The organism is Okeania sp. (genome assembly GCF_035285525.1).
Lineage (GTDB): Bacteria > Cyanobacteriota > Cyanobacteriia > Cyanobacteriales > Microcoleaceae > Trichodesmium.
Genome location: NZ_JAYKGW010000232.1, coordinates 1 through 12,341, shown reverse-complemented (window position 1 = coordinate 12,341; position 12,341 = coordinate 1). Strand labels below are relative to the sequence as shown.

The window sequence follows — 12,341 nt, the reverse complement described above, 5'->3', positions numbered from 1 at the left end:
AAACCCGCCCCCAATGATATAAACCACCGTCTCAGGGGCGGGTTTAACAAGTGAGTTAACGACTCTCATCTAGAAATTACACAAACCCGCCCCCAATGATATAAACCACCGTCTCAGGGGCGGGTTTGTATAAATCCTAGAGTAGTATAAAAATTTCTGCATAAACCCGCCCCTACCCTACGCTTCTGCCTTCCTGATAAACTTAAAAACGCTCGCTATTTAACTTTACCCGCTCACCATAATTTAACAACATTTCCAAAGAACTTAAACGATTTTGCCAAGTCTGAACTTGATAAGGATTTCCTCTAGCATGAACTGTCATTAAATTTCTAAACTTTAACTGAAATTTCCTTAAATTACTTTTGGCTTTATTCAAATTATTACTATTAGGATTATCTGCCAATTTTTCTAAAGCTAATGCCAAATCTTCAGCCTCCTCACGCCAACTTTTAATGTCAGATTCTGCCAAAGAAATTTGCTGATTTCCTAATAAAAAACTCCATTCTTTTTTCAAAGCTTGAAAACGATCTGCTGCTGCGGCAAAAGGTTGACGATAAGGAATTAAACCCTCCACAACATAAGCAGGTTTAACAAAAGCATTTAATGACGCTCTGTTACCATTACCTGTTTCTGACGCACCTTGAGTGCGAGTCAAAAATCCATGCAAACCACCAGTAATTCTTTCGGCAGCAAAAATAATATAACCTCCTGTTGGCAAATCCCGTGCTGCTTGAATTTGGTCTACTGCCACTATCTCCGGAATATTCAACAGTTTAACTGCTGGGGTTATTAATGTACTACCTAATACTCCCGTGTTTGCCAGCGGTTGTGTAATTTGCTGAAAACGATTCGTATCCAAAGCATAAGTCATGGGAGTCAGTAAATCAATCTCCCCATTACTAACCCAAGTTTCCCAGTCTTGCTGAATTTTGTAAAAGCGTTCATTTCGAGGAAAAGGGAAAACTGCCGCCGAAAGAATCAAATTTGGATATTTCTGTTTGAGAAACTGAGAAGTATTGGCAACAAAACTATTAACTTGATTAACTTTAAACTGATTCCATTTCGACAAATTCTGGCGATCGCGCCAGGAAATTCTCATCGGGTCTATCCCATGTAACTGCCGAAATTGATTTCTGGCGGTCGTACTATAACCATAAGAAAAATTCCGACTATAGTCTTGAAACGGGTAACGAATATAGTCAAGCTGAATCCCATCAACGTCATAGCGACTAGCAATTTCATCTATGAGCTTGAGTAGATATTGACGCACATAAGGATTAGCTGGATCCATATAAACCTTTGTGTCATTAGGATGTCTTTGGCGACCTCTATTATCCGTCATCACCCAACTAGGATGTGCCGTAATCACTGGACCCAAATAACTATCTGGTTGACCAACAGCACGGTTGTGCGCTCTATTTCCTACTGCAAACGTCCACATCCAAGCATGGATTTCCATATTTCTTTCATGGGCTAACTTTACCGCTGCTGCCAAAGGATCCCAAGAAGTTGTCAAAGGATTCTGTTTGGGAGCAATATTACTGGGGTAAATCGTATAACCAGCATTAATAGTTTCAAAGAAAACAGTATTAATACCAGCAGCAGCGAGTCGGTCAAATACTGATGCCAAACCTCGTTCTGACCTTGCTCTGACAATGGTTCCCCGGTCTAACCAAACAGCTCGAATCTCAGCTCCTGCTCTTTCGCCGTCAGTGGGGTAGTTATTCCACAACATTTGCCTAGTGTTGAGCCATTGATCTCTAGCGGTAGCATATTGTCTAGCTGTTACCAGTTGGGGAAATTGTTGAATTACCTGTCGTGCTGTACTTGCTACTTGTTGAGCATTTTCAATTTTTTGATTTCTCTGAGCCATAAATGTGGTTTGGTCATTATTAGCAGCTACCATGGTCACGTCATCTGCTGCCAAATTTACTTCTACATTTGCTGACTGAGCTGCTACCAAAGCACTTTCAAATCTACCCAGGAGGTTATTTAACTCCTGTATCATGGCATAACTTTGAGACCTACTAATGGGATAGTTTCCTCGTCTGATTTGTAAACCAGGAGGTGCTGAACTTGATGAAGGATCTTTTTCAAAATCGGGTATTTGTACTGCTGGCGCTGGTAGAGGTCTAAGTAAGGCTGTTGTAGAGTTACCGCTTGATGATGGATTTGTTCTGCGTTCTCGAAATCTTTCCCAAAAATCTCTGACTTTATCGGTAAGTTCTGAAGTATCGCTGTTAGCAGAATTAACAGGAACATCGTTGTTACTGACTGTTTCCGTTTTTGGATTTTCTTCCTGTCTCTGTTGCGGGATTCTGTTATTGGTAGTTTTTCGAGTATTGCTGTCGGAAGTATTTTCTCTGCTAACAGTTTCAGATGTCTGATTTTTCTGGTCTCTCTGTTGTGAAAATATGGGCAAAGTATTATTAATTTGGGGAGGGGTCGTTGTCTCCGGAACTGAATTATTATTGCTACTTAAGTTGGTTTCTTGAGGTTGAATGTTTGTGGTTTGTTGCTGACTTCTAAGCTGAATATTATTCCCATCTGGAATCGGATTTTGAGGGTTAGTTCCAGGTTGATTGTTATTGAAATCTCCAGGAGAATTTACAACTGTAGTTCTCGGTTGAACCCTAATCATATTCACATTTTCATTATTCGGTGTTGGGGAAGGAGAAGTGCGGGGTTTAATCTTAACAGGATTGGAGTTATTTGTAGTAGCTAAAGAATTACTAAATTGTGGCTGGTTTTGATAACGATTTAAAATAGCTTGAAACCAAATACTATCTACGGTAGCAGAACCATTATTTCCCCAGTTCCAACCTAAATAAGTAGCTTGAGGACTAACGACAACTGCCGCTGAACCAGAACTTCCTTGCCAAGTAGCAGCAGTTCTGCTGTTTAAACCTGCTGGAATTAATACTCCACCTGTTACTTTATCTTGGTTGTTAGTTTGTGGTGCCCAACCTGTAGATTCTTGGCAAGCAATATCTAAACAACGATATTTCGGCTCTGGGGTAGTAGGTTGACTTAAAGGAAAAGCCCAATATGAACCCAGAAGCGATCGCAATTTTTGCCTGACTCCTGCCTGAGATTTTCTTCCTATTTGCCCACTTGCTATTAATTTTCCTCCCTGTTTTACCCATTCTTCTAAAGTTTCTACTTGAATTTTAGTTAAAGTTTGAATATTAGGTAAAAAGATAACTTTAATTCCAGATAAATCTGCTAATGTATTTATTTGTTGTAAATCAATTGGTTGATAACTAATACCTAAATTGTCTATTCGAGTAATAATTTGATTCCATTCATTAGTATTTTCTGAGTCTCGAATTATCCCTAATAAAACATTAGCTCTAACAGGGGTTGGTAGCAGTACCATTAAACTTAGTAATGTACCTGTTAATTTTGGGAAAATCTGTGTATATAAATACCTTTTTTTACTCATTATGACTATATTTGTTTATTATTAATTTATGGCAGTTATTTATCTTAACTTAACTTTAGAGATTTTCCAAATAGACCTCTTCAGAAAAGAGGGAGTAGGGAGTAGGGAAAAAAAATTGATGATATCTGTTCTTTCTTCCTATTTCCTCTATAGCTCTTTTCTGGAGAAGTTTACTAGCAGACTTTTTTAGCCAACCCTAATTATCATTATCTTTAATAGTTCCGAAACCTAAACGGTTATCTTGGTCTATGGTTGCATTTTGAGAATTACTTAATCGTACCCAAAAATATTCATCTATTTCTTTTATTTGGTCACCAATAATAGGTACTTGAATTATCTTCTTTGTCTGACCAGGTTTAAATGTTAGCGTACCTGTTTTGGAACGATAATCTGACCCCTCAATAGCTGTACTATCCTCAGTTCTATAATCTACTGTTATTGTCCTCGGACTTTCTTGGTCAAGAGTTACTGCAAACCTAGCTTTCTTATTACCAATATTACCTTCGGTGATGGTAGCAGGACTAATAGAAATACTTGTCAAATCATCATTTTTAATAGTTGCCACACCTTTATTATCTGCAATAGTAGCATTTCGGGGTTTGCTAAGTTTGACAAAGAACTCTTCATCGAACTCATCAGCAGTATCTCCTAAAACTGGTACAGTAATTTGTTTTGTAGTTTGACCTGGTTTGAAAGTAACAGTTCCTTTACGACGTCGATAGTCTGAACCTACTTCTGCTGTATCGTTTGCGGTGACAAAATTAACTTTTACTGTCTTGTCACTAGGTTCGCTGAGATTAATTGTAAATTTTGCTTTCTCTGTTCCACTATCACCCTCACTTACAGTAATATCATTGATAGTAATCTCCGGTTTAGTTGGTTGCTCATACAAAATTTTCATCCGCTTTGCTGCTTTAACTCCATAATAATTAGCAATAGTAATTGAACCATTTTCTTCACCTAAATCGAGGATTAAATCTTTCTTCTTTCGACTTTTTTTAACTTCAGAGCGACTATATTCTGATAAGTCTAAAATATCCTTTTGATTTGTCTTAAAAATCTGATCATTTCCTGTATTTTCTCCTGGTGCATAACCGCTAAATTTATTAGCAGCATTATTAGCATAAATTACATCATCTCCACCAGAATTAATTAGATTTTCAATAACTGTATCATAAGCGATCGCCGTACCAGAAGTAGTGGTTTTATATTTCGTACCACTGGTGTCTTGAAATGCAATATATTCATGATTATTATAAGCATCAGCAGTAGTCATTAATCCACCTTCTCTTAAATCTATACGATAATCATAACTAAAATCTTTTAATTCTAAACTGGGAAGTTTTGACAGGTCGATAGTATCAAAACCACCCCCATCCCAAAGCGTTACTTTTGTTCCTTTGTCAGCACTACCTAAATATTGATTACCATCATCAAATCCATAAATACTATCAAATGAATAAGTTGTATTTTGGGAATTAAAGTTGTTATTTCTACCATATAAATATTGTAAACTTTGAATATCATAAGGCATTGGTGTTGTGGAATATTGATTAAAACCACCCAAACCAACGTAAGTCATCATAGTATTAGTATTGTTATCTTGAGCATAAGATAAGAAAGGAGACGGTTCTCCAGAACTATAATTACCAGGATGTTTTAAACCTAAAGCATGACCTATTTCATGGGCAATAGTTATATAACCATAACTTCCCGGAACATCCTCATATTCGTGTTGATAAACAGATGATAAATGTATATCTCCATCAATAGGACTTTCTGTTGTATCTGGTGGTTGATATGTGTAACCACGGGATTCACCTGCTAATGGTCCATTGGATAACATGATGCGTATTTGACCGTAGTTATCTACTGTATCTGCTACTTCTTTAAATGTGACATCTAGATATTGTTCAAAGCGATCGAAAATCTCTTTGACATTTCTTTTAACAGGGTCAGTTGGTGATAATGGATTTTCTCTTCCATAATATGAACTAACTGCTTGATTTGATAAAAAGCTATAAGTAATTACATTGTCTTCTCCTGTATCCCAAAAAGTTTTAGTTAATAAACTATCGACTTTTTGATTATTAGATAATGGTGATATTTTTCGACGGACAATTGAATTAAAAACACTATCAAAACTGCCACTTCCCAGACTATCTTCTAGATTTGATTCCTGATCTTGATGATTAGGTGTTTCATGGTTACCTCCACAAAAATAACATTGAGAAAAGGAGGAAGTTTCTAGTTGATTTACTACAAATTTACCTTTGTCTGTTGAACGAATTTCATAAAATTCATTTGCTTTTTCTGGCTCTGAATAATCTAGTCTAATTTCTCCTAAAATGTTATTTTCATCTTTACTACTAATCAAAATCACTTGACTATTTTCGACTCCTATTACTTTACCAGTTCGTACCCAGTCTTGTTTATTTGGTGAACTTTTCACTTGATCAAGTTCGACATCTAGGGTGACATCTGAAAATAAGTTTAATCTGATAATTTTGTCTGATTTATCTGTGTTATCTAGAAGGTTAAAGTCTAATTTAATTTGTCGCTGACGAATTATCGGTGAATTTTCAAAGTTTCTTTTTACTCCTCCTTTTTCAGGAACTTCATCAAATAATAAAGCTGGTTCTTCAACAGTAGATATTTCTATCAATTCTTCTTCATCTTCTAATCCTGTTAGAGGATCTTTTGTGGTTTGACTAGCAGACCTCAAAACCATAGGATTTTGTGTTGGTTCCACAGTAAAAATTTCTGATTCTGTAAATAAAAATTCATCTGATTCTGTTTCATATTTATGGGTAGGAAAGGCAGTTTCTAAATCTAATCCATAATCATCAAAATTGGTAGTTCTTTCGCCAGTTGTTAAGATAATTTCTGCTTCCTGAATCAGAGAAAATTGAGAATTTTCTGTCTTGGATAAACTACTAGGTATTAGGGAGCGATCGCTACTATCCGTGAAAAGTGATTCTGACATTATTTGTTTGCACCTTTAAAAAATATACTTCTTTATTTATACACTTAATTTTTAGTCTTGTCTTCCGTATTATCAGAGATAAATCAAATTTATCTATCACAAATTAACAAGATATTAAATTATACACCAACAGTAGCTCTGTGTAAGTCATATTTATAAAAATTTATGATTTTGAGAAGTCTTAAATTTGAAATGTTAACAATAGACATCTTGAAAAAATAAGGAGGTAGGGACGTTAGCATTTTTGTTATGCAACATCCCTACAGAGCAGGAATTAGGAGGAAAGAATTGATGATTTACCTGCTATAATTAATTTTATTTTTTATTATTGGAGATATACAATAGACAATGAAAATATTGATCTATTGACAATCAATCTACAATGGCTATAAAATATAAGAAATATTAGGTTTAATTTCTGAGTAATAATTATCAAAGTTATAATTTCCAAGAAGTAATAGAAATAGTAGAAAAATTTTCTTTGGAAGAGGAATAAATTCTGCTTTATATTGTGAAAAAGCGTTTGCATTAAGAGCGAATAAAAAAATTAGGAGAAGAAAAGTTTGAAGTTAGAAAGGATTATCAGAAAGGAAAAGTTCAGTTTTGAAAAGTAGATGATTTTTTAGCAGCTTTGGATAAAGATTATTTGGAATACTAATTTCTCATATAGGAACAGGAGCAAAGCTAAAAAAGTAGGAAACAAAAGACTAAAAATCAAAAATAATGCCAACAAAAGATAGATATCACGATAATTGTAAAAATGCCTTGATAAAAGATGGTTGGACAATAACTCACAATCCTCTTCGGCTAAAGTGGGGAACCAAAGATATGTATGTAGATTTAGGAGCAGAGAAATTATTAATAGCACAAAAAAATCAACACAAAATAGCTATAGAAATTAAAACTTTTGCTTCTATATCCGAAGTCAGTGCTTTAGAAAACGCATTAGGACAATATTTGTTATATCGTTCTGTTATCCGAAGAACAGAACCAGATAGAAAGCTCTATTTAGCAATCCCTAATTTTATTTATACCGATATTTTTGAAGAATCTTTAGGTAAAATAATTATAGAAGATTATCAATTATTGTTATTAATTTTTGATATTAATTTAGAGGAAATTATTGAATGGATACCATAAATGAATACAGCAATCTTATCCAAAAAGTTATTCTATCTTATACAGAAATTCCTTATGCCGATGAAAATATTAAATTTGAAACAGTTTTTGATACTAAACAGAATCGTTATTTATTAATGATTGTGGGTAGAGAAAAAATAAACTCTCAATATTCAGGAACAAAAAGAGTTCATGGTTGTTTAATTCATGTAGATATTTTAGATGATAAAATTTGGATTCAACGAGATGGAACAGAAGAAGGTATTGCCAGAGATTTCTTAGATGCTGGTATTACTAAAGATAAAATTGTTTTAGCATTTTACGATCCTCAAATTCGAGAAGAAACAGGTTTTGCTGTTAGTTAAAATTATTAGGTTAATTTACTGGAATTAAACATCAAAAAAATTCTATAAGTCACTAGGTTAGAGATAAGTTGTGCCAATCTTATTTCTTGTTAGTAAAAGCCACTAATTATCTCTTGTGGCGTAACAATTTTTACCTCTGAAATAGTCACAAAATCTTCTGGGTTAAAAGTCAGTAAATACTCTATTCCAGCATCTTTCATTACTGCTAATAATCTGATATCGTGGGTTCGTTTTCCTTTGATATTGTGAGTAGTTACTAAATCTAACCAATAGGTAAAAATTCCTGGACTATCTGATAATAAAACAAATTGAGAAGTTAATATATTGATTTCTTGTCTGGTTTTTTCAGGAGTCCAGCCTAAACCATTGACTTCTAAAGGACGAGTAGCTACTACCCAAAGTTCTATCAGAACTTGGGGAGTTAAGAAGCATTCATGGTTTTTATTGAGTAATAAAAATACAGAATCAACAACTAATTGATAATTGGAAGAAGCTGGATCGCTCGCCCTGAGAATAACATTAGCATCTAATAAATAGCTGGTTATTATTAATAAATTGTTTCTCTTCTTAAGGCATGATTTGACAATCCAGGACTATTTTTGGGGTGATTTTCTGCCCAATTTTTCCAAGCCTCTGCTCGTTGTTTTGGCATTCTTAGTTCAGGTTTGACTAGATTTTTTTGTTTAATAAATTCACTAAAATCTAGGATTTGTTGTTGTTTTTCGGGTGGTAGTTCTCTGAGATTTTTGAGTAAAGCTTGTTCTATATTCATTGCATTGAGAGTTAAATTTAATGATAAAAATGTATTATTATTGATTTAAGCTGAAATTTTACCCCTTAAATTATATCATACTAATGAATTTATCCTACATAAATGTAAAAAAAACATTTTTATATTTAATTTAATTTTACTACTAATTTGGTTCATAATCGCCCTAACTTTAAGACTAACAAATTTAACTGCTAAACCAATTTGGAGTGATGAATTTTCGACCCTAGTTTTTAGCTTAGGAAAAAGTTTTCAAACCATTCCTCTAGACAAACTAATATCCTTAGACATCTTACTTTCTCCCCTACAAATAGACTCAAAATTACGAATAACATCAGTTGCTCATAACCTACTCAATGAAAGCAATCATCCCCCAGTCTATTTTATGCTAACTAATCTGTGGGTAAAAATGTTTAGCAGTCATGGTGACTTAGTATCTTTATGGGGAGCGCGATCGCTAAGTGCTATATTTGGAGCATTTTCAGTTCCGGCAATATTTCTCCTCAGTTTACTAACATTTCGTTCTCCTTTAGTAGGGCAAATTTCCGCAGTATTAATGGCAGTTTCTCCTTTTGGTGTTTATCTTGCTCAAGAAGCACGACATTACACTTTAGCTATTCTTTTAATTATTGCTTCTTTAGGTTTTTTTATGGTAGCGATCGCCAAAGTTAAACAAAAAATTCTCCTTCCTTTTTGGATGCTATTTAGTTGGGTTATTATTAATAGTCTAGGAATAGCAGTTCATTTTTTCTCGGCTTTAACTTTATGTGCTGAAGCATTAGTTATTTTCTGGTTTTGGATACAAGACTGGAAACAAAACTATCCTAAATTACCATCATTAAAAATTTGGAAAAATATCTATTTAGTAGCTTTAGGAACAGCAATAAACGGAATTATTTGGATACCAATATTTATTGGTGCTGTTAACTCAAATAGTGGTTTAGTTGACTGGACTTCTCATGGAAATCCAATTGAACAATTTATTGAACCTATTGCTCGGATGATTGTTTGGTGGATAGCAATGATAGTAATGTTACCAGTAGAAAACCAACCTTTATTCATCATTATTATTTCAGTTTTAATAATGTTGTTCATAACTGGTTTAACAGTCTGGTTACTGATTAAAAATTATCGTTATTTTCCCAAACAATGGAAATTATCATGGCAAATATTAACAGGATTAGTTATTAGTACAAGCGGAATTATTTTATTGATTACTTATGTTTTTAGTATAGACTTAACCCTGGTTGCTCGTTATCAATTTATTCATTTTCCAGCCATAATTATTTAACTTCTGTTCCTTTTGCCGGAGCTTGGCAAAACCGAAATAATTGGCAAAAACCAGCAGTTATTTTTATTCTAATTTTCGGATTAATTAGTAGTTTTATAGTTGTGAATAATCTAGCATATCAAACACCAGACCGTTCCGATTTAGTCGCTTCTACAATTGCCAAAACTTTAACATCAGAAATACCAACATTAATAGCAACAGTCGAAAAAACTCACGAACAAACTGGAGAAATGATGAGTATTGCTTGGGAATTAAAAAAATTAATTCCTATTGAAAATTATCCAATGTTTTTACTAGCTAATAAATCAGGAGATGGAAATATTCCAGTTAATACACTCAGTCAAACATTAGCTCAATTACCCAAACCATTAAATTTATGGCTAGTCAATTTTGCAGCACCATTTCAACCAGAAACTCAAAATTGTATATTTAATCCTGAATCTAAATCAAAAAGTTTCCGGTTATTATTTCCGAATGTATAAATGCGAGTAAATAATTAATAATTAATAATTAATAATTAATAATTAGGGTTTGCTGAATTTCATCACCAAACCCTAATTATTAAAATGGCAGTATTTCTATATATAGCAGTCGAAGCAAAGGTTAAGAAATAGCAGAATATAAATTATCTCAATATTCTATTTTATCATTAACTGGTTCCCATATAATATTATGTCCGGATAATTAGTGATAAAAAAACTTTCTCCTTTTCTTACTTCTTACTTCTTACTTATCACTGATTACTTCTTACTTATTACTTCTTACTTATTACTTCTTACTTATTACTTATCACTTATTACTTCTTACTTATCACTTCTTACTTATTACTTATTCTCTCCTGACTCCTGTAGGGACGTTGCATGCAACGTCCCTACAACTGTTATTCAACCAGACATAATATAAGCCCTGTAGGAACATTGCACCGACAAAAATGCGTTTCATGTTGCACAGGAAAACGTCCCTATAGCTCCCTATCTTCATCAGAATAGGATATTTTGTTACTTGGAAGTCCCTTAAGACATTTCTAAATTATGAAACCCTTTGATAATCTCCTTTTTTTCTATTCCCTAAAAATCTCCCAACTATCTAAAAGTTGCTGTAATTTTTCATCAGTAAAATCATTAATAACAATACTCGCTCCTAACTTTAATAAAGATTCAGGTTCATGGGTAGAAGTAACTCCTACTGTATAAATACCAGCTCCTACTGCCGACTTAATCCCTGAAGGAGAATCTTCAAAAACAATTGCTTCTTCTGGGGAAATTTCTAACTTTTCTAAACATAATTTATAAGGTGCAGGGTCTGGTTTTCCCACAAGCATTTCACTACCTAATATTACCAATGGAAAAGTATCTTTTAACTGCAAAACTCTTAACATAAACTCAGCATTTTCTGGAGGCGCATTAGTAACAACTGCTTTCTGGAGTTTTTGGTTTTCAATCCATTCAATAAAATCTAATAATCCTGCTAATGGTTCTATATTTGTAGCAATTTCTCGAAATTTAGCTTCCTTAGAATCCGCTAACTCTTCCACTTCTGTATTTGATAGATGTGGTAGTAATTTTTTGATAATTATCGGATTAGTTCCACCACTAATTTTTTCTTTATAAGACTTCTCATTAATTTCTATTCCGTAATTACTTAAAATTTCTTTCCATATCCGGTAATGGAAAGGGTCTGTATTTACAATAGTGCCATCGAGGTCAAACAAAATTGCTTTAAGCATCTTATTTCTTTCGGTAGATAATGTTTACTTTTGTGGTCTAAAATTAAAAGATAATTTTTGAAAGAACCCATAACAGTTTGAGCCTCTATTGCCTATAGCGCAATAGGAATTTTTGCTTAGTAATTTCTAGATGTCAGGGAATTTTTGAGAAGGCGAGAATATTGGTTGGAGAAGTAATATCAAATTTCTATTTCTGATTTGTATCTATTGGTCTGTAGACAATACGAATTTTTGATAATAATTCGATATATTTTACTCTTGTAGGTTGGGTTGAGGTACGAAACCCAACAAAAATAATTTATTCCAAAACCTTTTCTCTAAATCTATTGTGACGAGATTATTGTCACAAAAAGCAGTCATTTACTTAATTTTCTTTCCGATGTAATTATTAATAGTATTTGTAGGTTGGGTTGAGGTAACGAAACCCAACACAAGTAATTTTTGCTAAAACTATGTCTCTAAATCTATTTTTATTTATTGGCTATAAGTGCTATGATTAAACCATAATTTACGGTATATTTAAAAAGTTAATTTAGTGATTATTTTAAATTTTATATGTTAAAAAAATAAGGATTTAGCCATTAGTTGATTACAGTAAAAACAGGTAATAAATGGTGAAAACAGACAGTATTTTCTACGA

The 12,341-nt window shown here is 33.3% G+C and carries 9 protein-coding genes; 4 read left to right on the top strand and 5 right to left on the bottom strand.

Annotated features, from left to right (window positions below):
* Nucleotides 1-202 precede the first annotated feature (202 nt).
* A complete protein-coding gene (locus tag VKJ25_RS21975) occupies nucleotides 203-3,379 on the bottom strand; it encodes a family 10 glycosylhydrolase (protein ID WP_324238783.1) in 3,177 nt (1,058 codons plus the stop codon).
* Nucleotides 3,380-3,641: 262 nt separating this feature from the next.
* Nucleotides 3,642-6,431 (bottom strand): Calx-beta domain-containing protein, encoded by a 2,790-nt coding sequence (locus VKJ25_RS21970; RefSeq protein WP_324238782.1) that lies wholly within the window; start codon nucleotides 6,429-6,431, stop codon nucleotides 3,642-3,644.
* 723 nt (nucleotides 6,432-7,154) lie between these two features.
* On the opposite strand from VKJ25_RS21970, the gene VKJ25_RS21965 reads away from it, so the two are divergent.
* Together VKJ25_RS21965 and VKJ25_RS21960 are read left to right on the top strand one after the other, a co-directional pair.
* The gene (locus VKJ25_RS21965; protein WP_324238781.1) at nucleotides 7,155-7,571 is read left to right on the top strand and encodes an element excision factor XisH family protein; all 417 of its coding nucleotides are present in this window, start codon (nucleotides 7,155-7,157) and stop codon (nucleotides 7,569-7,571) included.
* On the top strand, nucleotides 7,559-7,915 hold the full coding sequence (locus tag VKJ25_RS21960; protein ID WP_324238780.1) for a XisI protein: 357 nt from the start codon (nucleotides 7,559-7,561) through the stop codon (nucleotides 7,913-7,915). Before VKJ25_RS21965 ends, VKJ25_RS21960 begins: the two co-directional genes overlap by 13 nt.
* Before the next feature lie 89 nt (nucleotides 7,916-8,004).
* On the opposite strand, the gene VKJ25_RS21955 is transcribed toward VKJ25_RS21960, so the two are convergent.
* A complete protein-coding gene (locus VKJ25_RS21955) occupies nucleotides 8,005-8,460 on the bottom strand; it encodes a type II toxin-antitoxin system VapC family toxin (RefSeq protein WP_324238784.1) in 456 nt (151 codons plus the stop codon).
* A 2-nt stretch (nucleotides 8,461-8,462) separates the two neighbouring features.
* Entirely contained in the window at nucleotides 8,463-8,687 is a 225-nt protein-coding gene (locus VKJ25_RS21950) for a hypothetical protein (protein WP_324238779.1), read from the bottom strand.
* A gap of 406 nt (nucleotides 8,688-9,093) precedes the next feature.
* On the opposite strand from VKJ25_RS21950, the gene VKJ25_RS21945 reads away from it, so the two are divergent.
* Together VKJ25_RS21945 and VKJ25_RS21940 are read left to right on the top strand one after the other, a co-directional pair.
* Complete coding sequence (locus tag VKJ25_RS21945) at nucleotides 9,094-9,975, top strand: glycosyltransferase family 39 protein (RefSeq protein WP_324238778.1); 882 nt, start codon at nucleotides 9,094-9,096, stop codon at nucleotides 9,973-9,975.
* A gap of 101 nt (nucleotides 9,976-10,076) precedes the next feature.
* Nucleotides 10,077-10,457 (top strand): hypothetical protein, encoded by a 381-nt coding sequence (locus tag VKJ25_RS21940; protein WP_324238777.1) that lies wholly within the window; start codon nucleotides 10,077-10,079, stop codon nucleotides 10,455-10,457.
* Nucleotides 10,458-11,035: 578 nt separating this feature from the next.
* Here the strand turns inward: VKJ25_RS21940 and VKJ25_RS21935 are convergent.
* Nucleotides 11,036-11,701 carry an HAD family hydrolase gene (locus VKJ25_RS21935; RefSeq protein ID WP_324238776.1) on the bottom strand — a complete coding sequence of 222 codons (666 nt, stop codon included), beginning with the start codon at nucleotides 11,699-11,701 and terminating at the stop codon, nucleotides 11,036-11,038.
* Nucleotides 11,702-12,341 lie beyond the last annotated feature (640 nt).